The following is a 26,045-nucleotide window of genomic DNA, read 5'->3' on the forward strand; positions in this document are numbered from 1 at the left end:
CACAGTTCGATCACGATGCCTTCACAGTTGTAAACCATCAAGCTGGGCGTTAACCTTCCCAGACCCGCGTTCTGGGAGGTAACTCTCAGGTTCGGCGAGTACTGGCGATCACAGCAAGATCGGTGCGATCCGTGACAAGGCCGTCAACACCCAGGTCGAGGAGTCGAATCATGTCGACCGGGTCATTAATGGTCCACACGTGCACCTCAACGTCCACTCGGTGCATCATGTCAATGAAACGGGGAGTGACGATTCGAACGGGCCCGGCCCGTTGGGGCACCTGCACTGCGACGCAGCCCTGCAGGGCGCGTCGAACGGCGGCTGTGAGGCCCAGATTCGTCGCGGCTACGGCCCGGGCCACTAACAATGAGGAGGCCGACGAGACCACGCCGGGCAGCAGGCCAACCACGCGTCGACGGCGCGGTTCGTTGAACGAGGTCACGAGCACCCGAGCTGTTGCTCGCTGGTCCCGTATCGCGCGGGCGGTCGGCTCGGCTGCGGCATCCGTTTTGATATCAATATTGAACCGTGCGGAAGGAAACGCCTCGAGGGCCTCGGCCAGGGACGTCAACGACTGCCCGTAGCCCAGGTTGATGCGTTTCAGTTCGGTCAGGGTCAGCTGGTCGATGCGTACGTCCTGTCCCAGCCCCGTGAGGTCGCGGTCGTGGCTGATGACGGCCACACCGTCGCGGGACACGTGCACGTCGGTCTCGAGGTGGGTCGCCCCGCCCGCGAGGGCCTTCACAAAGGCCAGAAGGGTATTTTCCGGCGCCTCTTGGGCGAGACCGCGGTGGGCGAGTATCCGTGGATACGGTGCGGTCAGAAATAGTGACTGTGCGCTCTCGGCCACCCGCTACACCTGCGGCGCTGCGGGTGTAGCGGATGCTGACGGTGCCGCTGGGGCGGACGGCGCCGTCCCCGGGTTCTGGACATTCGCACCAAACGCGCTGCCGATACCCTTCATCGCTTCGGTCAGTTCGCTCGGCACAATCCAGAGTTTATTGGCGCTGCCCTCGGCGAGCTTGGGCAGGGTGAGCAGGTATTGGTAAGCGAGCAGCTTCGGGTCGGGATCACCGTCGTGTATGGCCCGGAACACGGTCGTGATTGCCTCGGCCTCGCCCTGCGCGCGCAGAACCGCCGCTTTGGCATCGCCCTCTGCTTCGAGGATTGCCGCCTGGCGTGCTCCCTCAGCGGTGAGAATGGCGGACTGTTTGGTGCCTTCGGCGGTCAGGATCAAGGCGCGACGATCACGTTCTGCACGCATCTGCTTTTCCATGGAATCCTGGATGGAGTGGGGTGGTTCGATCGCCTTGAGCTCGACTCGGCCCACGCGAATGCCCCATTTGCCGGTGGCTTCGTCGAGCACGATGCGCAACTGGCTGTTGATGTTGTCACGGCTGGTGAGCGCCTCTTCAAGGTTCAATCCGCCGACCACGTTGCGCAGGGTGGTCGTGGTGAGCTGTTCGACCGCGCCGAGGTAGTTGTTGATTTCGTACGTCGCGGCCCGGGCATCCGTCACCTGAAAGTAGACGACGGTATCGATGGAGACAACCAGGTTGTCCTCGGTGATCACCGGTTGCGGGGGGAACGATACGACCTGCTCGCGAATGTCGAGGAGCGGCCGCACCCGGTCGACGAACGGCACCAGCAGGTTCAGACCCGGCAGCAGCGTCTTATGATATTTGCCGAGGCGTTCCACCACCCCGGCGTTGCCCTGCGGAATGATGCGAATGGCGCGCAAGAGAATAACGATGACGAACACCGCCAACACGGCGAGCAGGGCGATCACGAAGATCTGACCGATGAAAGCTGCGGGGTCAAGCATTGTTCTGAGTCCTTTCGGCAGAAATGACGACGGCGGTGGAGCCTTGGATGAGATGCACGGTGACCGGCTGGCCGGGCTCAACACTGACCCGAAAACTGGTGTCGTCGCTGGCGTTGCCGGGGCCGTCTGGCTGAAGACGAGCCGTCCAGGTCTCACCGTTGGCCAGTTTCACCAGCCCACCGGTGTCTGTGACCGTCGAGACGACCCGGCCGGTCATTCCGATCAGGGCGTCAATGTTGCTGAGCGCCGGATCGCCGCCCTTGCGTAATGCCCGCAGTAAGAAGGGGCGGATCGTCAGGAGCAGCAGCACCGAAAGTCCGGCGGCAACCACGATCTGCAACCACCAGTCCAGGCCGAGTAGATTGGCTCCCAAACCCCCGAGACTGCCGATGGAAATCATGAGAAATGTAAATTCCAGGCTCAGCAGTTCGATGGTGATGGCCACGAGAATGAATACGAGCCACAAAATCCAGAGATAGTCGGTTAGGTCGACCATGTGTGACACCTTCCACATTTCGTTTCACGTTGAAACTAGCAGGTGCTGGGGACAATACGCCGGGGGAGTGACCGGGGCTTGTTGATAAGGTCGGAAGCGACGTTGGCACCGCACTGTTTCGCCACCTTTTTCGCAGCATAAATTTCACTGAATTTAGAGGAGCACGCGTGACCAATCCACTTGCAACAGGTTCACTCGAGGGCAAGCGCGTACTCGTCACCGGCTCGTCCCGCGGGATCGGCGCCGACACGGTCAATTATTTCGCCGAAGCCGGCGCGCGCGTCGTGATCAATTACCGTAATAAAGAAGCGCGGGCTAACAAACTTGCCGAGGCCATTCGTGCTGCGGGCGGAGAAGCGATCACCGTCGGTGCCGACCTGACCGATCCTTCACACGTTGCCTTGATGTGCGAGACCATTCGTGCCAAATTCGGCGGCCTCGACATTCTCGTAATGAACGCGTCGGGTGGCATGGAAAGCGGAATGGCAGAGGACTACGCCATGACCCTGAACCGCGATGCCCAGGTAAACCTGCTCAACGAGGCCATCCCCCTACTCGGCGACAACTCCCGGGTCGTTTTCGTGACCAGCCACCAGGCGCACTTCATCAAGACCACACCGACCATGCCGGAGTATGAGCCGGTCGCCCGCAGCAAGCGGGCCGGCGAAGACGCTTTGCGCGCCGTCATACCGCAGCTCGAAGAAGCCGGCATCGGATTCGTGGTCGTCTCCGGCGACATGATCGAGGGCACTATCACCGCAACACTGCTCGAGCGGTCGAATCCGGGCGCCCTGAGTGCCCGCAAAGAGGCGGCCGGTCGCCTCTATAACGTCAGCGAGTTCGCCGCGGAGATCGTCACGGCCGCCATCGAGCCGGTTCCGGTCGGCAACACCCGCTACGTCGGCGATACGGCCGGGTTCACGGGCGAATAAGAAACGAGTAGCCGATGAAGGCCGCCGATCTGCCGCTGCTCGCACTGGTAGCCCAACCGACGATCCATCCCGACGGCTCGCGGGCCGTGTTTTCGAGGACACACGCCGATTTTGCAGCGGATGACTATGTCGGCCAGCTCTGGACCGTCGCGCTCGTCGGCGAACCGGCGCCGCGCCGCATCACACGGGGATTTCGGGATTCGGCGCCCCGGTTCTCCCCGGACGGTACCCTGATCGGGTTTCTTCGGGCGAGTGCCGGTGGTACGCCGCAGCTGCACGTTGTCGACGCGGCCGGCGGCGAGCCGGTGGTGATGACCGACGCGGCCCTGGGTGTGACCGACTTTCGCTGGCATCCGAGCGGCGACACGATCGCTTTTGTGGCCCGGGTTCCCGAGCAGGGACGGTACGGCACGGTGGCTGGCTTGTCAGCGGACTCCGAGCCGGCCCGCCGCATCCTTACCCTGCGATACCGGTCGAACGGGGTCGGCTACACCATCGATCGCCGCACGCACGTGTTCTTGGCAGTGGTTCCCAATGTCTGGGCTGAACCGACCCCGGCTCCCGCGCCCTCCGCGGCCACTGTGACTTCCACGGTGTCCGGCACCGGGCACGGCGCAGATCTCGCCGTGCCCGCCGTTCTGCCGTCCGGGCTTCCGATCGCCCGCCAGCTGACCGACGGGGTCTTCGATCATTCCGGGCTGGCTTTCTCGCCCGATGGATCCCGTCTCCTCACAATCTCGGCCCGCCACGCGGGGCGAGACAACGATCTGCGCAGCGAAATCGTCGAACTCGACCTTGAAATCGACCACACCGATGGCGCCCAAACGATCGCTCAGGCTCGCGCCGTGCTGCGGTCCGCCGCGAACCTGAGCGTATCGGCCCTTGCCTGCGCCGATGACGGCACACTCTGGCTGCTCGCCAGCGACGTGGGCGCCACCGGTCGTGACTTCGTCGGCCGCGCTACCGCGCTCTACCGCGTCGGCGCTCCGTTTGACGGTTCAGGTCCGATCCGCGTGACCGACCCGGACCAGACCGATACTGACCGCCTCGACCTGGATGCCTCCGGGGGCATCACGCCGCTGCCGGACGGCTCCGTGTTTGCCCTTGGCAACAGCCGGGGAAAGGTCGAGTTGATTCGGGTGCGCGGCCAGGGACAGGTCGAGGCAGTCGAGTGCGGCGCGGCTGTCGTCTCCGCCGTGAATGCGCGGGGCGCAACGGTTGTCGTCGCGGTCCAGTCCGCCGGCACGTCCGGTGACCTCGTTCTCGTTCACACGGACCTTGCCAGCACGCACGCGCAGGACACTGCACCGAAGCGCCTGACCGATTTTTGCGCGGCGCTACGCGCCACCGGTCTCGTGACGGGCCTTGAGTACACGGTCACCGCACGAGACGGCTACCCGGTGCACGGCTGGGTGCATATTCCGCACGGACCGGGTCCGCATCCGGTGCTACTGACCATTCATGGCGGCCCGTTCGCGCAGTACACCAGCGCGCTGCTCGATGAGACCCAGGTGTACGTCGACGCTGGCTATGCCGTTGTGATGTGCAACCCACGCGGGTCATCCGGTTATGGCGAAGCGCATGGGCGTGCCATCCGCCAGCGGATGGGCACACTCGACCTGGCCGATGTGGTGGACTTCCTCGACGGCGCGCTCCAGGCTGAGCCCGCTCTCGACGCACACCGGGTCGGCATCATGGGCGGTTCCTACGGTGGCTACCTGACCGCGTGGACGATCGCGCACGAGCACCGATTTGCGGCGGCCATCGTGGAACGCGGCTTTCTCGACCCCGACGCATTCGTCGGCACGAGCGATATTGGGGACTACTTCGGTGACGAATATGTCGGTACGGATGCCGACCTGCTGGGGTCGCAAAGTCCCCAGTTCATGGTCGGTCGGGTGAGAACCCCGACCCTCGTGCTGCACTCGGCGCAGGACCTGCGCTGCCCACTATCGCAGGGGGAGCGCTACTATGCGGCACTCAAACGCGGGGGAGTCCCGACCGAACTGGTGATTTTTCCGGGGGAGAATCACGACCTCAGCCGCACCGGTCGCCCACGGCACCGATTGCAACGGTTCGAGATTATTCTGGACTGGTGGGCCCGCCACCTGCCCGCCGCCTCACATCACAGGAGGTTCGATGAGCATGACCACGAAACCGGCCGTCCCGTCACGTGAGCCACAGGCTGCGGACAGCCACGATCTGATCCGCGTTCAGGGCGCACGAGAAAACAACCTCAAGAACGTCAGCGTTCAGATCCCAAAACGTCGGCTGACCGTGTTCACCGGTGTGTCCGGCTCCGGTAAGAGCTCACTCGTGTTCGGAACCATCGCCGCCGAGTCCCAGCGCATGATCAACGAGACGTACAGCGCATTCGTGCAGGGCTTCATGCCCACCCTGGCGCGGCCAGACGTCGATGTGCTCGACGGGCTGACGACCGCCATCATCGTCGATCAGGAGCGGATGGGCGCCAACGCGCGATCTACCGTGGGCACCGCCACCGACGCCAACGCGCTGCTGCGCATCCTGTTCAGCCGGCTCGGCCAGCCGCGCATCGGCTCGCCTCAGGCCTACTCCTTCAACGTCGCCTCGATCAGCGGCGCGGGCGCGGTCTCGATCGAACGCGGCGGACAGACCGTGAAAGAGCGTCGCAGTTTCAGCATCACCGGCGGAATGTGTGCACGCTGTGAAGGTCGCGGCTCCGTCACCGACATCGATCTGACCGCGCTGTACGACGAGACAAAGTCTCTCAACGACGGCGCGCTCACCATACCCGGGTACAGCATGGACGGGTGGTTTGGCCGCATCTTCAACGGCTGTGGATTCTTCGACCCCAACAAACCGATCGCTGCATTCACCAACGGGGAACTCGGCGACCTGCTCTACAGGGAGCCGACCAAGATCAAGGTCGAGGGCATCAACCTCACTTACGAGGGGCTGATCCCGAAGATCCAGAAATCGATGTTCTCCAAGGACGTCGCCTCGCTTCAGCCGCACATTCGTGCGTTTGTGGAGCGGGCGGTGACGTTCACCGTCTGCCCCGACTGCACCGGTACCCGACTCAGTGCGGGGGCTCGATCGTCGAAGATCAACGAGATCAGCATCGCGGATGCCTGCGCGATGCAGATCAGCGACCTCGCCGACTGGGTGCGTGGGCTGGCAGAACCGTCCGTCGGGCCGCTGCTCGTGGCGTTGCAGCACCTGCTGAACTCGTTTGTGGAGATCGGATTGGGCTACCTGTCCCTCGACCGGGCCTCGGGCACGCTGTCCGGCGGAGAATCGCAGCGCACCAAGATGATACGCCACCTGGGATCCTCCCTCACCGACGTCACCTACGTCCTCGACGAGCCGACAATTGGGCTACACCCCCACGATATCCAGCGCATGAACAGCCTGCTACTGCAGCTGCGTGACAAGGGCAATACGGTGCTCGTCGTCGAGCACAAGCCGGAGATGATCGCGATCGCGGACCACGTCATCGACCTTGGCCCGGGCGCAGGAACCGACGGGGGCGACATCGTTTTCGAGGGGTCCCTGGCCGGGCTGAAAAGCAGCGGAACGCTGACCGGTCGGCACCTGGACGACCGGGCTGTCGTGAAACCGAGGGTGCGCACACCGTCCGGTGTCCTTCAGGTGCGCGGTGCCAGTGAACACAACCTGCGGAACGTCGATGTCGATATTCCGCTCGGCGTGCTGACGGTGCTGACCGGTGTCGCCGGGTCGGGCAAGAGCTCACTGATCCACGGCTCGGTCTCGGGCCGGGACGGGGTGGTGTCGGTTGACCAGGGCGGGATCACGGGCTCCAGGCGCAGCAACCCGGCGACGTATACGGGCATGCTCGAACCCATCCGCAAGGGGTTCGCCAAGGCCAATGGTGTCAAGCCCGCACTGTTCAGCTCCAACTCCGACGGGGCCTGCCCCAATTGCAACGGCGCCGGCGTCATCTACACCGACCTGGGAATGATGGCGGGCGTCGCTATACCGTGCGAGGTTTGCGAGGGTAAGCGGTTCCAGGCATCCGTTCTGGAATATCATCTCGGCGGGCGCGACATCAGCGAGGTGCTGGCGATGTCGGTGACCGAGGCCCGGGAATTCTTTGGTGCGGGGGAGGCACGGACCCCGGCCGCTCACACGATCCTCGGCCGGCTCGCCGACGTTGGACTCGGCTATCTCAGCCTCGGCCAGCCGCTGCCGACGCTCTCCGGCGGCGAACGGCAGCGACTCAAGCTGGCCACACAGATGGCCGAGAAGGGCGACGTCTACGTTCTGGACGAGCCGACCGCCGGCCTCCACCTCGCCGACGTCGAGAATCTGCTCGGCCTGCTCGATCGGCTTGTCGACTCCGGCAAATCGGTCATCGTGATCGAGCACCACCAAGCCGTGATGGCGCACGCCGACTGGATCATCGACCTCGGCCCGGGTGCCGGCCACGACGGCGGCCGGATCGTCTTTGAGGGCACGCCGTGTGACCTCGTGGCTGCACGGTCGACCCTCACCGGCGAGCACCTTGCGGCGTACGTCGGTTCGTCGGGTGATGCTAACCCTGCCGGTGCAAACATCGGCGCCTGACCGGCCGTCGCCGACCCGCGACAAGTTTTTCACCCCCTCTCGGCACCACGGGCTCATGACCGATAATGTACATTATGTCAAGAGATACCTCAGAGTCGACAGTCAGCATTCAGCGTGACCACCTGCACCGCCCACGTTATGGCCGTCGCCGTCTCCAACATTCTCGCCTGCTACTCGCTGAGCCATCGTCAAACTTGGTATCTCAATTCAGAAGCTCCATTCAGACATCCGACCGGATACCGTCGTCGAGCCGGATCGGGCTGCTCTCAACGTGTTTTTTCGGACCAGGCTCAATGACCGCAGCCACTTGCCTGTCGCAGACCGGGGCGACGGACCGGTGGGCACTCGGGTGCTCTTCGCGCTGTTCTGGTGCGTGGGGGCTTTGTGAGCGTGCGGGCCGCAGGAACGAGTCAGGCCTTCGTTCGGTGAATCACCATGCCAAATTCATTGACGGGTTCGAAGGCGTCGCGGTCCCAGGCCCCGGGGTGTGGGACCGGACAGTTGACCACGGTATTTCGGGACGCATGATCGATCGTGTGTTCGCGCATGGCATGACCGCAAATAGGGCAGGCCCGCACATCGGTGGCGCCACGCTCCTCTGAACCGCTTGAGGTACTCCTGTACTGAATCATGCCCAATACGATACGCCGGATTGGACAAAATAGCGCGGAACTGCTAGGACAATTCGCCGGTTGATCCAATCGACCCGGCTACTCCTCGTCGAAGCCGGACTCCAGCAGGTTCGCGAGCGCATTGATTGCCGGTCCGGCCGACGGGTCGGGTGAAGCGAGCTGCACGCTACTCCCCCGAACGAGACCGAGCGACATTATGCTCAGCAGGCTCCTCGCATCGGTTCCATTCACGGTTATTGGAACCGAAAAGCTGCTCGCCAGATTCACAAATTCTGCGGCCGGGCGGGCATGAAGGCCGTCTTTGTTGATGAGTGTTACGGTGCGTGAGATCGCCCCCGCAGCCAAAGTAGCGGTGACCACCTGGGGGGCATCGCCTGCCGGGAAGGCTGTTGAGCTGTTCGTACGGAGCGCCGTCTGCGCGGCGGCCACGACCGCGTTGAGGTCTCCCCCGGTTTCTGCGGCCACCGCGGCCGCCACCCCGCCCTCCACGAGCGGGGCGTCAACGATCCGCACGCGGTGCCGTTCGGACTCTGCGAGAAAGTCATGGGCTGTTTCCGCGGTCAGAATTGCCGAGCCGAGATCACAGAGAATCACCACGCCGCCGCCGGTGTTCGCCTGAACGATTGCGTCGCTGATCTTCTCGAAGCTCGTGCCGATCCCGCCGGAGTCCGTGCCGCCTGCCGCAATGAGATGAACGGTCGGTGCCATTTGTCGCGCGAGGTCAACCAGACCGGTCGAGATCTTCTCACTGTGCGAGACGAAGACGAGCCCGACGCGGTCAGCGGGTGCCGCCGCCATCACTCGGTCGCCAAGGCCGTGTCGGCCGCGGCGCGCAGCAGCAGCGCGGTCGACTGTGCGCCCGGATCACGGTGGCCGACCGCGCGCTCGCCGAGATAGCTTGCCCGTCCCTTGCGCGCGACGAGCGGATCCGTGGCCTGCGCGCCCCCCGATGCGGCATCCGCTGCGGCGAGCAACACAGCGCCCACCCCCGAACCGGCCGCGTGCGCAGATGCCCCCGCGTTCACCGCCGGGGTCCAGGCATCGATCATGGTTTTGTCGCCGCTCTCGGCTTTGCCGCGCAGCACGATACCGTCGCGAGCCGCCGTCATCAGGGCCACCAGCGCGGCCGCATCCAACGATTCAACTGACCCGACCGCACCGGAGGCCTTGAGAAAGGCCGTGCCGTACAGCGGCCCGGCGGCGCCTCCCACAGTGGAGATCAGTGTCGTGGCGAGGAGCTTGAGCACGGCACCGGGCGTTGTCTCGACGGCCAGGCCCTCAAGCTTGGGCAGGATCGCTTGGAAGCCTCGATCCATGTTCTCGCCATGATCACCATCTCCGATGTCTCGGTCGAGCGTATTGAGCGCGGTGCGGTTGGCCGCCAGCACCTCAGCGCTCTGCCGAATCCACCGCACGATCCAAGCGGTGTCCAACGTGATCAGTGCGTCGGTTGGGGCTGCGTCGGGTTGCTCGTTCAGGGTCATCTCGTCTCCTTCTACCGTCCCCACCGTAGCGCCGCCGTCTGAACCGGGGCGTCCCACAGGCTCGTGAGTTCATCATCGAGCTTCAGAACTGAAATGGACGTTCCTGCCATTTCGAGGCTCGTCGTGTAATTTCCGACCAGGCTGCGGGTGACCGTGATGCCTTGCTGTTTCAGCACTTCGGCAGCCCGGCGGAACACGATATAGAGCTCAACCTGCGGTGTGCCACCCATACCGTTGACGAACAAGAGCACCTTGTCGCCGCTGACGAACGGCAGGTCTTCGAGAATGGGAGCGAGCAGCCGGTCGACGATGGCATCGGCGGGTTCAAGTTTGATTCGCTCCCGCCCGGGCTCGCCGTGGATTCCGATGCCAATCTCGATCTCATCATCGGCGAGCACGAAGCTCGGCTCCCCGGCGTGCGGCACAACGCACGGGGTCAGCGCGACGCCCATGGTGCGCACGCGGGAGTTCACCTTCTCGGCCACGGCGACGACGGCATCGAGGTCGTCGCCGCGCTCGGCTGCGGCCCCGGTGATCTTTTCGACGAGGACCGTTCCCGCCACACCGCGGCGCCCGGCCGTGTAGAGCGAGTCCTTCACGGCCACATCGTCGTTGATGATGACCGCGCGCACTTCGATTCCCTCAGCGGATGCCAGGTCGGCCGCCGTCTCAAAGTTCAGCACGTCCCCAGTGTAGTTTTTCACGATGTGAAGTACGCCGGCGCCACCATCTACGGCCTGGGTCGCCGCCAGGATCGGGTCGGGCGTTGGTGACGTGAAAACGGGTCCCGGCACCGCCGCGTCCAGCATGCCGTACCCGACGAAACCACCGTGGAGCGGTTCATGGCCGCTTCCGCCACCGCTGACGATTCCTACCTTGCCGTGAATGGGAGCATCGCTTCGTACGATAAAGATCGGATCGTGCGAGACCCGAACAATGTCAGCGTGCGCCTCCGCAAATCCGGCGACGGCCTCATTGACCACGTTCTTGGGATCGTTGATGAGCTTCTTCATGACCATCCATTCACTCGGTGATTCCACGGTTCGAAACTGGGTGCCACGGCGGGGTCGGGCCGGCACTGCCCCACGAGAGCTCTTTGCCCACGGTAAATATACGCGCTGTGCCCGCGCTCGGTAAAGGTCGCTACTGAACTGCGTCCGCCTATTCCCCTCGATGACACCGCACGCTATGTTGTTGCCAACCGCCAACCGCTCACCGCAGAGGGGTAGCTTCGGCATCACCGGCCTGATCAGAAAGGTTCTCGTGGAAAATATCGGAGCTGTATTCGTCTCGGAGGTCGTGGGCACAGCCATGCTGATCCTCCTCGGAACCGGCGTCGTCGCCAACGTCGCTTTGGCCAAGAATAAGGGCCTCGGGGGTGGGTTCCTCATGGTGACCATCGGCTGGGGCTTCGCGGTGTTCTCTGGCGTCGTTGTCGCCTACCGGTCGGGAGCGCATCTCAATCCGGCCGTCACCCTCGGCCTCGTCGCCAACGGTGCCACGGAGTTCGGAATGGGCGTCCCGGTCAACGCGGTCTCCGTGCTCGCCTATATCGGCGCCCAGTTGATTGGAGCCATCCTCGGCGCAATCGCCTGCTGGCTCGCTTACAAGCAACACTTCGACGCCGAACCTGACCCGGCCAACAAACTCGGTGTCTTCTCCACCGGGCCGGCCATCCGCTCCTACGGCTGGAACCTCGTCACTGAAATCATCGGCACCTTCGTGCTGGTCTTCGTCGTCATCGCGTTCGGTGGTAACCGGCAGGGCGAATCCGGAGGCCTAGCTTCTCTTGGAGCCCTCCCCGTGGCCCTCCTCGTCATCGTCATCGGCACGTCGCTCGGTGGACCGACCGGGTACGCCATCAACCCGGCCCGTGACCTCGGTCCGCGTATCGCCCACTTCATCCTGCCGATCAAGGGCAAGGGCGGCTCCGACTGGGCCTACTCCTGGGTCCCCGTCGTCGGCCCCATCATCGGCGGCCTACTCGCCGGCTGGGCCGCGCTGATCCTGCTGCCGCTGCTCACCACCTGACCCGAACGAACGGGCCGGTTCCCCAACGGACCGGTCCGTTCGTGCGACCGCAACTGTATTTCATGCACACCCAATAGGAGGACACGCACCAATGACTGACTACATTCTCGCCATCGACCAGGGAACGACCAGTTCTCGGGCCATCATCTTCGACAAGGCCGGCTCGATCGTGTCGACCGGGCAACTCGAACACGAGCAGATCTTTCCCCAGGCAGGCTGGGTCGAGCACGACCCGAAAGAAATCTGGGACAACACCCGCGAAGTGATCGGGCAGGCACTGTCCAAGGCCAACCTCACCCGGCACGACATCAAGGCCATCGGAATCACCAACCAGCGTGAAACCGCCGTGGTCTGGGACAAGACGACCGGTGTTGCGGTCTACAACGCAATCGTCTGGCAGGACACCCGCACCCAGCCCATCGTGGACCGCCTCGCCGCTGATGGAGGCGTCGAACGGTTCAAAAAGAAGGTCGGGTTGCCCCTGGCCACCTACTTCTCCGGCACGAAGATCGTCTGGATCCTGGAAAACGTCGAGGGGGCCCGGGCCAGGGCCGCGGCCGGCGACCTGCTCTTTGGAACAACGGACTCCTGGGTGCTCTGGAACCTGACCGGCGGAGTCGACGGCGGCGTGCACGCGACCGACGTCACCAACGCAAGCCGCACCATGTTCATGGACCTCGAGACGCTGCAGTGGGACGACGAGATTCTGGCCATCTTCGACGTGCCCAAGTCGATGCTGCCCGAGATCAAGTCGTCGTCTGAGGTCTACGGCATCGCCAGCGAGCACAGCCTGCTTCGTGAGGTTCCCGTCGCCGGTATCCTCGGTGACCAGCAGGCCGCTACTTTTGGTCAGGCGGCGTTTGACCAGGGCGAAGCCAAGAACACCTACGGCACCGGAAACTTCTTAATTTTCAACACCGGAACGGAGATTGTGCACTCCAAGAACGGCCTGCTGACCACCGTGGGGTACAAGCTCGGCAATGCGGCCCCGCACTACGCCCTGGAAGGGTCCATCGCGGTAACCGGAGCCCTGGTGCAGTGGATGCGCGACAACCTCGGCATGATCAGCTCGGCCTCTGAGATTGAGAGCCTGGCGAAAACGGTGGATGACAACGGCGGAGCCTATTTCGTACCGGCGTTTTCGGGTCTGTTCGCACCCTACTGGCGTTCCGACGCCCGCGGCGCCCTGGTCGGACTCACCCGATTCGTCAATAAGGGCCATATTGCCCGAGCGGCACTCGAGGCGACGGCATTTCAGACTCGGGAGGTCATCGACGCGGTGAACGCCGACTCGGGTGTTCCCCTCACCGAGATCAAGGTCGACGGCGGCATGATCGCGAACAACCTACTCATGCAATTTCAGGCGGACATACTCGGTGTGCCGGTGGTTCGGCCGGTCGTCGCGGAGACGACCGCGCTGGGTGCCGCCTACGCCGCTGGCCTCGCGGTCGGATTCTGGAGCGACCTCGACGAACTGCGCACCAACTGGCAGGAAGACAGCCGGTGGACGCCGCAAATGAACGAGGAGGAACGCAGCCGCCAAATGCGCAACTGGAAGAAGGCCGTAACGAAGACCTTCGGGTGGGTTGACGAGGACGTTCTCTAGCGCGCGAACGCAAGGCGCCCTCTCAGTCAGACCTGAGTCGCCGCAATCCACGCCGACAATTTGGCCGTGGCCGCGCCGGAATCGATGGCTTCGGCGGCTACGGTCATCTTGTCGCGAAAACGGTCAAGAATGGCCACCTGCACCTGTGACGCGTCGTTGGCCAGGTCGAAGGCGACGAGCCCTGCAGCGGCATTGAGCAACACGATGTCGCGAATCGGCCCGGGCTCGCTGGCGAGCACGGAGTGCACGACATCCGCGTTGTGTTGCGGCGAGCCGCCGACCAGGTCACTGATTTGCGCGCGCTTGATGCCGAGATCACGGGGGTCGATGTCGTGCTCGGTGACCAGGCCACGCGACACCTCCCAGACGTGACTGTGCCCTGTCGTCGTCAGTTCGTCGAGCCCATCGTCTCCACGAAAGACGAGGGCCGTAGCACCCCGCGTTTGAAAGACTCCCACAAACAAAGGCACGCGGTCGAGGCTGGCCACTCCGACAGCGGATGCCTCCGGCCGAGCCGGATTGCACAGCGGGCCGAGGTAATTGAAAACGGTCGGAATGCCCAACTCCTTGCGGGTGAGCGCCGCATGCCGAAATCCGGGGTGAAAAGCTGCTGCGAAAGCAAAGGTGATCCCGGTCTCCGAGAACACCTGCGCCACGCGCGTCGCATCGCGCGACAGGTCGATTCCTAACGCACCCAAAACGTCGGATGATCCGGAGCCTGAGCTGGCCGCACGATTGCCGTGCTTGACGACTGGCACCCCGGCAGCCGCGCACACGATCGACGCCATTGTGGAGATATTCACCGTCCCGAATTGATCACCACCGGTTCCGACGATGTCAAGGGCCATCGGATCAACCGGCAGGACAACAGCCTGCTCGAGGATCGCGTCCCGGAAACCCACGATCTCGTCCACGGTCTCCCCCTTGGCACGAAGTGCCACCAGGAAAGCCCCAAGTTGGGAGGGGGAGGCCTCACCGAGCATGATTCGTTCCATGCTCCAGGCGGCATCCGCCACACTCAGGTCCCGTCCGTCAAGAAGGGAATTTAATATTTTCGGCCAGGACTGCGATTCGAGCATGATTCCGATCATAGGAGAACGGGCCGAACTCCCCCGAATTCACGCTGTTCGCGTGGCCAGATAGCCCACCCCAATCGGGTAGAAACTCTCACTTGCATGCGCAATTGAGAAAAAGCTGTGGAAATATCGGCCATAATAGAGGGGTGACCAGCACCTCAATTACTCAGACGGCGAGTGCGCCCGTCGTGAACCGGCCCAACAGCGTAGCTGTGGGCACCATTGTGTGGTTGGGCAGCGAGGTGATGTTTTTCGCGGGTCTCTTCGCAATCTATTTCACGCTGCGTTCAACCTCCCCCGAGCTGTGGCTCTTCGAGGCCGACAAGCACAACGTGGCCTTCGCGACGATCAATACGCTGATCCTGGTGACATCCTCGGTGACCTGCCAATTCGGAGTGTTCGCGGCCGAACGGCTGCAGGCGCGCTCGACCGGCTGGAAGCCGAGCGAGTGGGGCATGGTGGAGTGGTTCTTCCTCACCTACGCCCTCGGCGCAATCTTCGTCACTGGTCAGGTGTTCGAATACGCGACCCTGGTGTCGGAGGGAGTTTCACTCTCCTCCAACGCTTATGGTTCTGCGTTCTACATTACGACCGGCTTTCACGGTATCCACGTCACCGCCGGGCTGCTCGCCTTCCTTCTTGTGATTGGGCGTGGTTTCGCGGTCAAGAACTTCGGCCATAAGGAAGCCACCAGCGCGATTGTAGTTTCCTACTACTGGCATTTCGTCGACGTCGTCTGGATCGGGCTCTTCCTGGTCATCTACGTTCTCAAATAGAAACAGGAGCGGACACCTTCAGCATGACCACGATCAAAACCCCTCGCGCACGCCGGGCACGCAAAACCGGACGTCGCCATCCTCTCGCCAGTATCGCTCTCATCGCCATCGGATTGCTCTTTACCGGAGGCGCCTACGCGGCCTTCAGCACAAGCACAGCCGTTGCAACGACGGATGCATCCTCTCAGCAGACCATCGCTCAGGGTGAAAAGCTCTTTGCGGCGAACTGCGCTACCTGCCATGGGCTGAGCGCCCAGGGCTCGTCCGAAGGACCCAGCCTGATTGGAGTCGGCGCAGCCTCGGTCGACTTCCAGGTCGGCACCGGTCGTATGCCGATGCAGATGCAGGGTCCACAAGCGCAGAAGAAGCCGGTGCAGTTCACGGCCGAGCAAACCGCAGCACTGGCCGCCTACGTGGCTTCACTCGCTCCCGGCCCTGGTATCCCCGCCGCCGCGCTGCTCGACGCTGCCGGCGATGCTGCGACCGGTGCTGAATTGTTCCGCATTAACTGCGCCATGTGCCACAATGTCGCCGGTGCTGGCGGCGCGCTGACCGAGGGAAAGTTCGCCCCCGCCATCGAGAACGTGTCGGCCCAGCACATCTACGAAGCCATGATCACCGGCCCACAAAACATGCCGGTCTTCAACGACATGAACATCGCGCCCGAAGACAAGCGCGACATCATCACCTACCTCAAATACGTCGAGGACAACCCGTCCCCGGGCGGATTAGCTCTCGGTTCCCTGGGGCCGGTCGCTGAAGGACTCTTTATCTGGATCTTCGGACTGGGTGCACTCGTGGCCCTCACCGTGTGGATCACCGCCAAATCAAACTAAGCCGGGTATCCGGTCTTGACACGACCCTCGGAACCGATCGACTGTCGCGCAGCACCACGGTGCAGAGCATTTATACAGCCCACAAAGGAGAACAATGGCCAAGGACGATAACGGCGCGGAGCACGTAACCGCCGCCGACTCGCCTGGCGCGCAGCTCGCGACATCCGCCGCAAGCACAGCCGTCGTTACACGGGATGCCCTGGTCAACCCAGGATTCCCACCGCACCGTCCACGCATCACCGACCTTGACCACAAGGAAGAGCGCAAGGCGGAGCGCGCCGTTTTCTCGCTGTTCTACGTGTCAATCGTGGGTAGCGTTTTTGCCATCGCAGCGTACATGGCCTTTCCGATCGTTGCCGAAGATCCGGGTTCCGTTCGTCTGAACAACCTCTTCATCGGCCTCGGCCTCAGCCTCGCGTTGCTCGCCATCGGTATCGGCGCTGTGCACTGGGGCAAGGCCCTCATGAGCGATCATGAAGGTGTCGACGAACGCCACCCCGTGCGTGGAACCGAGCCCGTGCGAGCCCGCGCCGTGGAGATCTTTCAGCAGGCCAATGAGGAATCCGGCTTCGGTCGCCGGACGCTCATTCGCAACAGCCTGATCGGCGCCCTCGTCGTCTTCCCCCTGCCGGCGGTCGTCTTGTTTCGTGGCCTCGGCCCGATGGACCAGAACCCGGTGGCCCTCCTCAATGGGACCATGTGGAAAAAGGGAATTCGACTCACCATGGACCCGAGTGGAACCCCGATCAAGGCGGCGGACGTCACGCTCGGATCGTCCTTCCACGTTATTCCCGAGGGCCTGTCCGAAATGGGCCACGGTCGTTTGGAAGAGAAGGCGAAAGCCGCTGTTCTACTCATTCGGATGGATCCCAAGGACCTGATCGAAGAAGAGGGCCGCAAGTCTTGGTCGTATGATGGCATCGTGGCATATTCTAAGATATGCACCCACGTCGGGTGCCCAGTGGCTCTCTATGAACAACACACGCACCATCTGCTATGCCCGTGCCACCAGTCGCAGTTCGACGTTGAGAACCACTGCAAGGTCATCTTCGGACCGGCCGCGCGGCCACTACCCCAGCTCCCGATCGCCGTGGACGCTGAGGGCTACCTGATCGCGCAGAGCGATTTCACTGAACCAGTCGGCCCAAGTTTCTGGGAGCGAGCATGACAACGATAACCACCCGCGAACCCGCTGAGGATCACGCTGTCGGGATGAAGAAGTCCGGTGGCTTCACCGCCTCCGCCGCCAACTACATTGACGAACGCACGAGCATCTCTGGCGCGGTCAAAGAGCTCGGTCGCAAGATCTTCCCCGACCACTGGTCGTTCCTACTCGGCGAGGTGGCGCTGTACAGCTTCGTCATCATTCTGCTGTCGGGCTCGTTCCTCACCTTCTTCTTCCAGGCATCGATGGCCGAAGTCGTCTACGACGGTTCCTACGCCCCGCTCAAGGGAATCCCGATGTCCGCGGCGATGTCATCGACGATGGACATCTCCTTTGACATTCGCGGTGGCCTCCTCATGCGCCAGGTACACCACTGGGCAGCCCTGCTATTCGTGGCGGCCATTGGCCTGCACATGCTGCGCATCTACTTCACGGGTGCGTTCCGCAAGCCGCGCGAGCTCAACTGGGTCATCGGCTTCATCCTGTTCATCCTGGCCATGGCCGAAGGCTTCACGGGCTATTCCCTCCCCGACGACCTGCTCTCCGGTAACGGCCTGCGCATCATCGACGGTCTGATCAAGGGCATTCCGGTCTTGGGCACTTGGGTTTCCTTCCTTCTCTTCGGTGGCGAATTCCCCGGTAATGACATCGTCGGCCGGTTGTACTCGCTGCATATTCTGTTGCTGCCGGCCATCATCGTTGCGCTGATTGCGATGCACCTTCTGTTCGTCGTTGTGCACAAGCACACCCAGTACCCGGCCGCCGGTCACACCAACCAGAACGTGGTTGGTTACCCGGTTCTCCCGGTGTACGCCGCCAAGGCAGGTGGGTTCTTCTTCATCGTGTTCGGTGTCGTCATGCTCATCGCATCGTTGTTCACGATCAACCCGATCTGGAATTACGGACCGTACGACCCCTCACCGGTATCCGCCGGAACCCAGCCCGACTGGTACATCGGCTTCGCCGACGGCGCCATGCGGCTGATTCCGACCGGCTGGGAGTTCGTCTTGCTGAACCACACCTACTCGCTCAACATCCTCGTAGTGCTGACCGTGGTCGGACTGTTCATCGTGACCGTCATGATGTACCCATTCATCGAAGCGTGGATCACCGGCGACAAGCGTGAACACCACGTACTCGACCGTCCGCGCAACGCCCCCACCCGCACCGCCATCGGCGCGGCCGGCGTCACGTTCTACGCTTCGCTCTGGGCAGCAGCATCGTCGGACATCATGGCGACGCACTTCCACCTCACCATGGAAGGTGTCATCCACACGCTCCAGGCGACCACGTTGCTCGGCCCGATCCTCGCCTTCTTCATCGCCAAGCGAGTCTGCCTGGCCCTGCAGAAGAAGGACCGCGAGATCGTGCTACACGGCTACGAGTCAGGCCGCATCGTTCGCCTCCCCGGTGGCGAATTCGTCGAGGTTCACCAGCCCGTTGACGAATACGAGCGCTGGAAGCTGGTCAGCTACAGCGACTTCAAGCCGCTCATGCTGCGTCCCAACGCTCAGGGCAAGATCGGTCCCGCTGAGAAGGTTCGCGCCGGCCTGTCCCGCTGGTTCTTCGAGGACCGGATCACTCCGGTCGCGCAGTCAGAGCTGAACCGGGCCCACGGCGATCACCCCGCGGAGATCACCGGTAAATAGCAGCACCCAACAGATCGGGCATCGGTGTCACTCCAGACGTTATCGGAGTGGCTTCGGTGCCCGAACTGTTTGCTGCCCCTCCATCCCAGCGGCGGGCTGCTGCTGGGATGTGAGCGCGGGCATTCCTTCGACGTGAACAAGCGGGGCTTCGTCAACCTGCTCACCGGACAGCGCAAGTTCATCGGCGACAGTGCGACAATGCTCGACGCCCGCGATCGATTTCTCGGCGCCGGGTGGTTCGAACCCCTCCGCAACGCCGTGCGCACCATCGTCACCGGCGAGTTCCCCCGGCGCATCCTAGACGTGGGTTGCGGCACTGGCTACTACCTGGGGGCGGCGCTGCCCCCAGGAGACGACGTACGCGCGCTGGGCATGGACCTCTCCCCCACTGCCGTGGGCCGCACCATCCACTCGCACAATCGCATTGACGGGCTGGTAGCGGATGTCTGGTCGCCGCTTCCCCTGCTCGGCGGCGGCATTGACGTTATTCTGAACGTCTTTGCACCGCGCAATCCCGCCGAATTCCATCGTGTGCTGCGGCCCAACGGCCTGCTGCTGGTCGTTGTGCCGCAGTCGACGCACCTGCGACAGCTGCGAGAGTCGGGCTTGGCCGTGGAGATTCAGGCCGACAAGGCTGTGCATCTGACGACCAGTCTCGCTGCCGGGTTCAGCCTCGAATCACACGAGCGACTCAACCGCACCGTGCAGTTGTCGCCGTCCGATGTGGCTTCGCTCATCGGCATGGGCCCGTCTTCTCACCATTCCGGCGCCGCAGGCGACGATGATGTGGCAGACCTCGCTCGGGACGTCACGGTCGCCTTCGACATCTTTGGTTTCCGCCGCCGCTGACCTCATGGTTGGGCACTGAATCGGCACTGTTTGTCCATTAAACGACGATACCGACCTCCCGTGAGGAAGATCGGTATCACACGGGACGTGCGCTTAGCGGGCGAACAGGCCCCGGTAATACTCGTATACCCAGCCGGTCAGGGCAACGAGGCCGAGCCCCAGTCCGATGAAGCAGATCCAGAAACCGACGGCCAGGCCGAGGAAGAGCAGCGCTGCTGATGCGGCCAGGAAGATCGGCCACCAGCTCCACGGGCTGAAGAAACCCATTTCAGGATCCCCGTCATCGATGTTGCCATCGAGACGGTCCTCGGGCAGCTCTCCGCCCTGGGCGCCGTGCACCTTGTCGAGGTAGAACGCTATGAACGCCACGAGCAGGGTCGTGAGGGCCAGCATGAAGGTACCAGCCCATTCCACCCGACCGTGGGCGGGGTCGAGCAGGCTCCACGTGACATAAACGACCGTTACGATTCCGAAAAAGGTGGTGAGGACCCAGAGTATGTTGACGTTGGTCTTCATTTATTTAACCTGATTCGAATCGATGTCGTAGACCGCAACGTCGGGCGCATCCTTGCCCGGACCGATGCCGACGGGCATACCGGCCTCGGGGTGGTTCAGGTCGAAGGCCGGACGCTCAGAGCGGATTCGCGGAATAGACGTGAAGTTGTGCCGCGGCGGCGGGCACGACGTCGCCCACTCGAGGGAAGAACCGTAACCCCACGGGTCGTTCACGGTGACCAGCGGCGCCTTGCGGGCTGTGATGTACACGTTCAGGAAGAATGGAATCATCGATACGGCGAGAATCATGGCGCCGATGGTGGACACCTGGTTCATCCAGGTGAATCCGTCTTCCGGGGAATACGTCGCGTACCGACGCGGCATACCCATAACGCCGAGCCAATGCTGGATCAGGAACGTCGTGTGGAAGCCGATGAACAGGAGCCAGAAGTGCCACTTGCCGAGACTCTCGTTGAGCATCTTGCCGGTCCATTTGGGCCACCAGAAGTAGAATCCGCTGAACATTGCGAACACGACGGTGCCGAAGACGACGTAGTGGAAGTGCGCGACGACGAAGTAGGTGTCGGACACGTGGAAGTCGAGCGGCGGCGAAGCCAGGATGACACCCGTCAGGCCACCGAAGGTGAACGTGATGAGAAAGCCGATGGCCCAGATCATGGGGGTTTCAAAGGTTATGGACCCTCGCCACATGGTACCGATCCAGTTGAAGATCTTCACCCCGGTGGGTACCGCGATGAGCATGGTCATGAGCGAGAAGAACGGCAGCAGCACCGAACCGGTGACGTACATGTGGTGCGCCCAGACCGAGATCGACAGCGCGGCGATCGAGATGGTCGCATAGATCAGTGTCTTATAGCCGAACATCGGCTTGCGGCTGAAGACCGGGAACACCTCGGAGACGATGCCGAAGAACGGCAGGGCGATGATGTACACCTCCGGGTGGCCGAAGAACCAGAACAGGTGTTGCCAGAGGATCGCACCGCCGTTGGCCGGATCGTAGATGTGCGAACCGAAGATGCGGTCGGAGGCTGCGGCAAGCATGGCGGCGGCCAGTACCGGGAAGACCATGAGAGCGAGCAGTGACGTGATGAGCGAGTTCCAGGTGAAGACCGGCATCCGCCACATTGTCATGCCCGGCGCACGCATCGTGATGATCGTGGTGATGAAGTTCACCGAACCGAGAATGGTGCCGAAACCGGAGAGGCCGAGTCCGACCATCCAGAGGTTGCCGCCGACTCCCGGTGAGAAAGTTGTGCTCGCGAGCGGCTGATAGGCAAACCAACCAAAAGACGCCGCCCCTTGCGGGGTGAGGAACCCGGCGACGGCGATGAGGCTGCCGAAGTTGAAGAACCAGTAGGCGAGTGCGTTCAGCCGTGGGAAGGCGACGTCGGGAGCGCCGATTTGAAGCGGAACCAGAAAGTTGGCGAAGCCGAAGAAGAGCGGCGTTGCAAACATCAAGAGCATGATCGTGCCGTGCATCGTGAAGAGCTGGTTGTACTGCTCCTTGGTCGCTACCACGTCCAGGCCCGGAGCGAACAGTTGGGCACGAATGATCAGCGCCATGACGCCGCCCAGGCAGAAGTAGAGGAACGAGGTGATCAGGTACATGTACCCGATGACTTTGTGGTCGGTGGAAGTGATCCACCGAACGAGAACGTTGCCCTTGCGTTCGGCCGAGGTCGAGACCGGCTCTGCCGGGCGTGACTCAACGGGTGCGATGGTCGTGGTCATGGCTTATTTTCCCTCCGGAGCCGTTGGGGCACTCGTGCCCGGCTGATTCTGACGGCGGTCGAACTCATTGTCGAGCTGACCGACGTTACCCGCGGTGCGCAGCGATTGAATGTACGTGTCGTAGTCAGCCTGAGAGACGACCTTGACGTTGAAGAGCATGAGGGAGTGGTACTGGCCGCAGAGCTCGGCGCACTTGCCCGCGTAGGTTCCGATGCGCTGTGGGGTGACCGACATGTAATTGGTCTTGCCCGGGATGACATCTTTCTTGTACAGAAAGTCGATGACCCAGAACGAGTGGATGACGTCGCGAGATTCCAGTGCGATCTCAATGGTCTTGTCGACCGGGAGCACGAGCACGGGAAGTTCCGACTCGACGAGCGAACCGGTGGCGCCAGCGGGATCAGGCTGGCCCTGGATTCCGGGCGAGTACACGTCTTCATCGACATAGTTGAAGTCCCACGCCCACTGCTTGGCCTGCACTTCGATCGACACGTCGGGGTTGTCGTAGCGAGTTTCAATGGCGATCTGGTCACGCACGGTGAAGGCGAAAAAGCCAACGACGAGAATGAGAGGAACGACAGTGTAAAAGATCTCGATCGGCATGTTGTAGCGCAGTTGAACGGGAAGTCCGGTCTGGCCCTTGCGACGTCGGTACACGACGATTGTCCAAATGATGAGGCCCCACGTGATGAGACCGACAGTGAGGAGCACGATCCAGGACGTGGTCCACAGACCGGCAATGCGATCGGTGTGGTTGGTCACCGCCTTTTGGCCCTCTTCTTCAAAACCGGGCAGGAAACCATGGAGCTGGGCTTGCGTGCATCCGGCCAGTACAACGGCTAACGTCGCTGCGAGCGGAACAGCAGCCCAACGCAGGCGGTGATTATTGCGCACCGGGGACCTTTCGGGAGATTCGAGGACACTTCTCAGGAAGTGTTTTGATCGATTTCCAGCTTACTCTGCGAGAGCGCATACGAAGTGCACTCCGAGTCGGGTGGCACACTTATTTGGGCGACTCCACCCCTGCTGAAGATGCACACGCGGGCGAATCGGACGCAATCCGGGCAGAAAAAAACGGGGACACCATCGAAGTGATGATGTCCCCGTCATTCGTGCTTGAAAATTTGAGTGCTGGGGCGAGCGTGCGGAGCTAGTGGAACGAATCTCCACACGCGCAGCTGCCGCCGGCGTTCGGATTGTCAATGGTGAAACCCTGCTTCTCGATCGTGTCCTCAAAATTGATCGTGGCGCCATCGAGGTAGGCAACGCTCATCTTGTCGACGACGACCCCGACGCCATCGAAATCGACGAGGGCGTCGCCGTCGAGGACGCGCTCGTCGAAGTAGAGCTGGTATATCAGACCAGAGCAGCCGCCAGGCTGCACGGCGACGCGCAGCCGAAGGTCCTCGCGGCCTTCCTGGGTCAACAGGCTGCGTACCTTGAGCGCGGCAGCCTCGGTGAGTCCGATGCCATGGGCAGCGGCCGGGGCGTGTGCGGTGTCAGAAGTGCTGACGGTTTCGGTCATGGTGTCGGTCATGCTTCTCCTCGGTTCACGCAGTAACGCACAGTTGCGATCTCATTGATTGCGATCTCATAAATTCTACCTGCGACAACCAAAAAGTCGACGGGGGCTTTACTACCGTCTCACATTTCTTCGACCGTGGGCAGTTAATGGGATGTCTGGTTTGTGGCTGGGTGGTTCAGTGGCCGGTGCGCTCGTTCAAACTGCCGAGCAGGAACGCTTCGCTCAGTACGGCACGTTTGAAGACGCCGAGGTGCAGGGACTCATTCGGGCTGTGGGCCCGGGAATCGGGGTCTTCCACTCCGGTCACCAGAATCTGGGCGGCCGGAAAGACGCGAACCAGGTCGGCGATGAACGGGATAGACCCACCGACACCGATATCGACCGGCGGCACGCCCCAGGCATCCGTCATGGCGGATCGAGCCTCGGTCACTGCCCAGCCGCTGGTATCCACGAGGAAGGGCTCACCGGTATCCACATCGTCGATCTCAAGAACCGCACCGAACGGCGCGTTCTCGCGCAGGTGCGTCTCGATGGCCACGGCGGCGTCAACCGCGGACTGCCCGGGGGCAATGCGAGTGCTGATCCGAACGGTCACCGTCGGGGTGAGAGTGTTGGAGGCATTGTCGACGGTCGGCGCATCAATACCGGTCACGGTCAGGGCGGGCTGCGACCAGATCCGGCTCAGAATGGAGCCGTGGCCGATCGGGGTGACTCCGGGCAGGAGACCGGTTTCCGCCCGCAGCTGCTCCTCGGAGTAGTCAGGAGTGGGGACGTCGATGCTGGTGAGGCCGGCGACGGCCACGGAGCCATCGTCGTGATACAGAGTGGCCAGCAGCCTGATCGTGGCGAGCATGGCATCGGGCACCGCTCCCCCGAACATTCCGGAGTGTGAGGCGTGCGCGAGGGTGCGCACAGTGAGTCGCAGGGTGACGTTGCCACGCAGGGCCGTCGTGATGGCCGGAGTGTTGATATCCCAGTTGTTGGAATCGGCCACGACGATCACGTCACCGCGCAGAGCCTCCCGGTTCTCGTCGAGGAAGGTCGCGAAGGATCGGCTGCCGAATTCCTCCTCGCCCTCGATGAACAGGGCGAGCCCCAGGTCAAAGTCGGGGCCAACGGCCGCGACAAGGGCGCGAATGGATGCGACGTGCGCCATGACGCCGGCCTTGTCGTCGGCGGCGCCACGCCCGTAGAGGCGGTCGCCGCGAACGGTCGGGGTGAACGGATCGGACTCCCAGTCCTCGTCCTTGCCGGGAGGCTGTACATCGTGGTGGGCATAGAGCAAGACGGTTGGGCGGCCGTTGCGGGCTGGTCGAGACGCCAGAATCGCCGGCTGACCCAGTTCGGTGCCGCCGGGAATACCGGCCTGAACGGTCTCGACCGACTCGAATACGTCGAGCTCGCGCACGAGCGTCGCGACGGCGTCGGCGCTGGCCGCGACCTGCGCACGGTCGAAGGCGGCCCACGATACCGAGGGGATGCGCACCAAGGCGCACAGGTCGGCGATCGTGGTGGGGAGGCCCAGTTCGACCGCCGTGCGCAGGGCGGACTGTGCCCCCGGATCGACCGCCGGATCGACCCCCGGATCGACCGCCGGATCGACCGCCGAATCGACCGCCGAATCGGTGGCGGAGCGGGACGTCGAGCCGGTTGCGTGGGAATTTGTCTGTGGGTTGCCAGTCATACGGGTAATCTTAAGGCACCCGATTGCAAGGATTTGATGTGGCCAAGCCTCCCGTACACCCCGACGCCCAGCCGTCGATTGAAAGCTCCGACGAGACCGCAGCGCGCCTCGGTCTCACACCCAACGCGGGCAAGGGTCAGGCGACCCCCACTCGCAAGCAGCAGGAAGCGGCCAACAAGCGCCCGCTGGTTCCGGACGACCGCAAGCTCGCTGCGAAGCAGGCGCGCGCCAAGTCAAGCGCCGCGCGCGACGTGGCCCGGGTCGGCATGGCCGCCGGTGTCGACAAGTACCTGCCGCTGCGTGAACGCGGTCCCCAGAAACGGTACGCCCGCGACTATGTCGACGCACGGTTCAACGTGGGCGAGTTGATGATCCCGATAATGTTTCTGGTCATCCTGCTCACCACGATTCCCAGCGTTGACGTGTACGCGATCTTTGCGCTCTGGGCCTTCTTCATCCTCGCGGTCATCGACTGCGTCGTGCTCGGCTTCATCCTGACGAAGAAGATCGAGGCCAAGTTCGGCGCCGACAAGGCCGAACGCGTCCGCTGGTACGCGGCCATGCGCGCTCTCCAGCTGCGCCCCATGCGTTTGCCCAAGCCGCAGGTCAAGCGCCGCCAGTACCCGATCTAGTCGCTCGGGCACCGTTCTGACCGTTCGGCGG

23 protein-coding genes are annotated in these 26,045 nt (G+C 62.9%); 11 read left to right on the top strand and 12 right to left on the bottom strand.

The window, feature by feature from the left end; genetic code table 11:
- Positions 1 to 85 precede the first annotated feature (85 nt).
- From LH475_RS07055 to LH475_RS07065, 3 genes are read right to left on the bottom strand one after another with little or no spacing between them, the layout of a single operon-like run.
- Positions 86 to 850 carry a glycerophosphodiester phosphodiesterase family protein gene (locus LH475_RS07055; RefSeq protein ID WP_297413179.1) on the bottom strand — a complete coding sequence of 255 codons (765 nt, stop codon included), beginning with the start codon at positions 848 to 850 and terminating at the stop codon, positions 86 to 88.
- 3 nt (positions 851 to 853) lie between these two features.
- Complete coding sequence (locus LH475_RS07060) at positions 854 to 1,825, bottom strand: SPFH domain-containing protein (RefSeq protein ID WP_196844344.1); 972 nt, start codon at positions 1,823 to 1,825, stop codon at positions 854 to 856.
- Entirely contained in the window at positions 1,818 to 2,321 is a 504-nt protein-coding gene (locus tag LH475_RS07065) for an NfeD family protein (RefSeq protein WP_196844345.1), read from the bottom strand. Before LH475_RS07065 ends, LH475_RS07060 begins: the two co-directional genes overlap by 8 nt.
- 167 nt (positions 2,322 to 2,488) lie before the next feature.
- Here LH475_RS07065 and LH475_RS07070 point away from each other — a divergent pair, with 167 nt between their 5' ends.
- The 3 genes from LH475_RS07070 to LH475_RS07080 are packed head-to-tail and all read left to right on the top strand — an operon-like array spanning position 2,489 to position 7,822.
- Positions 2,489 to 3,253 carry an SDR family oxidoreductase gene (locus LH475_RS07070; RefSeq protein ID WP_196844346.1) on the top strand — a complete coding sequence of 255 codons (765 nt, stop codon included), beginning with the start codon at positions 2,489 to 2,491 and terminating at the stop codon, positions 3,251 to 3,253.
- A 14-nt stretch (positions 3,254 to 3,267) separates the two neighbouring features.
- On the top strand, positions 3,268 to 5,430 hold the full coding sequence (locus LH475_RS07075; RefSeq protein ID WP_297413180.1) for a S9 family peptidase: 2,163 nt from the start codon (positions 3,268 to 3,270) through the stop codon (positions 5,428 to 5,430).
- Positions 5,393 to 7,822, top strand: a complete 2,430-nt coding sequence (locus LH475_RS07080; RefSeq protein ID WP_297413181.1) for an excinuclease ABC subunit UvrA — start codon at positions 5,393 to 5,395, stop codon at positions 7,820 to 7,822. Before LH475_RS07075 ends, LH475_RS07080 begins: the two co-directional genes overlap by 38 nt.
- A 710-nt stretch (positions 7,823 to 8,532) precedes the next feature.
- Here LH475_RS07080 and dhaM read toward each other — a convergent pair.
- The 3 genes from dhaM to dhaK are packed head-to-tail and all read right to left on the bottom strand — an operon-like array spanning position 8,533 to position 10,951.
- The gene (gene dhaM / locus LH475_RS07085; RefSeq protein WP_196844349.1) at positions 8,533 to 9,252 is read right to left on the bottom strand and encodes a dihydroxyacetone kinase phosphoryl donor subunit DhaM; all 720 of its coding nucleotides are present in this window, start codon (positions 9,250 to 9,252) and stop codon (positions 8,533 to 8,535) included.
- The gene (gene dhaL / locus LH475_RS07090) at positions 9,252 to 9,893 is read right to left on the bottom strand and encodes a dihydroxyacetone kinase subunit DhaL (RefSeq protein WP_196844382.1); all 642 of its coding nucleotides are present in this window, start codon (positions 9,891 to 9,893) and stop codon (positions 9,252 to 9,254) included. Before dhaL ends, dhaM begins: the two co-directional genes overlap by 1 nt.
- 56 nt (positions 9,894 to 9,949) lie before the next feature.
- The gene (gene dhaK / locus LH475_RS07095; protein ID WP_196844350.1) at positions 9,950 to 10,951 is read right to left on the bottom strand and encodes a dihydroxyacetone kinase subunit DhaK; all 1,002 of its coding nucleotides are present in this window, start codon (positions 10,949 to 10,951) and stop codon (positions 9,950 to 9,952) included.
- Positions 10,952 to 11,201: 250 nt separating this feature from the next.
- Between dhaK and LH475_RS07100 the strand changes: the two genes are divergently transcribed.
- Both LH475_RS07100 and glpK read left to right on the top strand, forming a co-directional pair.
- The gene (locus tag LH475_RS07100; RefSeq protein WP_297413182.1) at positions 11,202 to 11,969 is read left to right on the top strand and encodes an MIP/aquaporin family protein; all 768 of its coding nucleotides are present in this window, start codon (positions 11,202 to 11,204) and stop codon (positions 11,967 to 11,969) included.
- A gap of 91 nt (positions 11,970 to 12,060) precedes the next feature.
- A complete protein-coding gene (gene glpK / locus LH475_RS07105) occupies positions 12,061 to 13,575 on the top strand; it encodes a glycerol kinase GlpK (RefSeq protein WP_196844352.1) in 1,515 nt (504 codons plus the stop codon).
- Positions 13,576 to 13,601: 26 nt separating this feature from the next.
- Here the strand turns inward: glpK and trpD are convergent, their stop codons facing one another.
- A complete protein-coding gene (trpD, locus tag LH475_RS07110; protein ID WP_297413193.1) occupies positions 13,602 to 14,654 on the bottom strand; it encodes an anthranilate phosphoribosyltransferase in 1,053 nt (350 codons plus the stop codon).
- A 143-nt stretch (positions 14,655 to 14,797) separates the two neighbouring features.
- On the opposite strand from trpD, the gene LH475_RS07115 reads away from it, so the two are divergent.
- The 5 genes from LH475_RS07115 to LH475_RS07135 all read left to right on the top strand — a co-directional run bounded on the left by LH475_RS07115 (position 14,798) and on the right by LH475_RS07135 (position 19,926).
- The gene (locus LH475_RS07115; RefSeq protein WP_297413183.1) at positions 14,798 to 15,427 is read left to right on the top strand and encodes a heme-copper oxidase subunit III; all 630 of its coding nucleotides are present in this window, start codon (positions 14,798 to 14,800) and stop codon (positions 15,425 to 15,427) included.
- A gap of 23 nt (positions 15,428 to 15,450) precedes the next feature.
- The gene (locus LH475_RS07120) at positions 15,451 to 16,263 is read left to right on the top strand and encodes a cytochrome c (RefSeq protein ID WP_196844354.1); all 813 of its coding nucleotides are present in this window, start codon (positions 15,451 to 15,453) and stop codon (positions 16,261 to 16,263) included.
- Positions 16,264 to 16,357: 94 nt separating this feature from the next.
- Positions 16,358 to 17,431: a Rieske 2Fe-2S domain-containing protein gene (locus LH475_RS07125; protein WP_196844355.1), complete on the top strand. Its 1,074-nt coding sequence runs from the start codon at positions 16,358 to 16,360 to the stop codon at positions 17,429 to 17,431.
- Entirely contained in the window at positions 17,428 to 19,077 is a 1,650-nt protein-coding gene (locus tag LH475_RS07130) for a ubiquinol-cytochrome c reductase cytochrome b subunit (protein ID WP_196844356.1), read from the top strand. Before LH475_RS07125 ends, LH475_RS07130 begins: the two co-directional genes overlap by 4 nt.
- A 24-nt stretch (positions 19,078 to 19,101) precedes the next feature.
- Complete coding sequence (locus tag LH475_RS07135) at positions 19,102 to 19,926, top strand: putative RNA methyltransferase (protein ID WP_327012160.1); 825 nt, start codon at positions 19,102 to 19,104, stop codon at positions 19,924 to 19,926.
- A 93-nt stretch (positions 19,927 to 20,019) separates the two neighbouring features.
- On the opposite strand, the gene LH475_RS07140 is transcribed toward LH475_RS07135, so the two are convergent.
- From LH475_RS07140 to LH475_RS07160, 5 genes are all read right to left on the bottom strand, one after another.
- The gene (locus tag LH475_RS07140; RefSeq protein WP_196844358.1) at positions 20,020 to 20,442 is read right to left on the bottom strand and encodes a cytochrome c oxidase subunit 4; all 423 of its coding nucleotides are present in this window, start codon (positions 20,440 to 20,442) and stop codon (positions 20,020 to 20,022) included.
- Positions 20,443 to 22,173 carry a cytochrome c oxidase subunit I gene (gene ctaD, locus LH475_RS07145; RefSeq protein ID WP_196844359.1) on the bottom strand — a complete coding sequence of 577 codons (1,731 nt, stop codon included), beginning with the start codon at positions 22,171 to 22,173 and terminating at the stop codon, positions 20,443 to 20,445.
- Between the two features lie 3 nt (positions 22,174 to 22,176).
- Positions 22,177 to 23,067 carry a cytochrome c oxidase subunit II gene (gene coxB / locus LH475_RS07150; RefSeq protein ID WP_196844360.1) on the bottom strand — a complete coding sequence of 297 codons (891 nt, stop codon included), beginning with the start codon at positions 23,065 to 23,067 and terminating at the stop codon, positions 22,177 to 22,179.
- 256 nt (positions 23,068 to 23,323) lie between these two features.
- Positions 23,324 to 23,698 carry an iron-sulfur cluster assembly accessory protein gene (locus LH475_RS07155; RefSeq protein WP_196844384.1) on the bottom strand — a complete coding sequence of 125 codons (375 nt, stop codon included), beginning with the start codon at positions 23,696 to 23,698 and terminating at the stop codon, positions 23,324 to 23,326.
- Positions 23,699 to 23,873: 175 nt separating this feature from the next.
- Positions 23,874 to 25,382 carry a dipeptidase gene (locus LH475_RS07160; RefSeq protein WP_297413185.1) on the bottom strand — a complete coding sequence of 503 codons (1,509 nt, stop codon included), beginning with the start codon at positions 25,380 to 25,382 and terminating at the stop codon, positions 23,874 to 23,876.
- A gap of 38 nt (positions 25,383 to 25,420) precedes the next feature.
- Between LH475_RS07160 and LH475_RS07165 the strand changes: the two genes are divergently transcribed.
- Entirely contained in the window at positions 25,421 to 26,014 is a 594-nt protein-coding gene (locus LH475_RS07165) for a DUF3043 domain-containing protein (RefSeq protein WP_196844362.1), read from the top strand.
- Positions 26,015 to 26,045 lie beyond the last annotated feature (31 nt).

The organism is Cryobacterium sp., assembly GCF_026786305.1.
In the GTDB taxonomy this organism is placed as follows: Bacteria; Actinomycetota; Actinomycetes; order Actinomycetales; family Microbacteriaceae; genus Cryobacterium.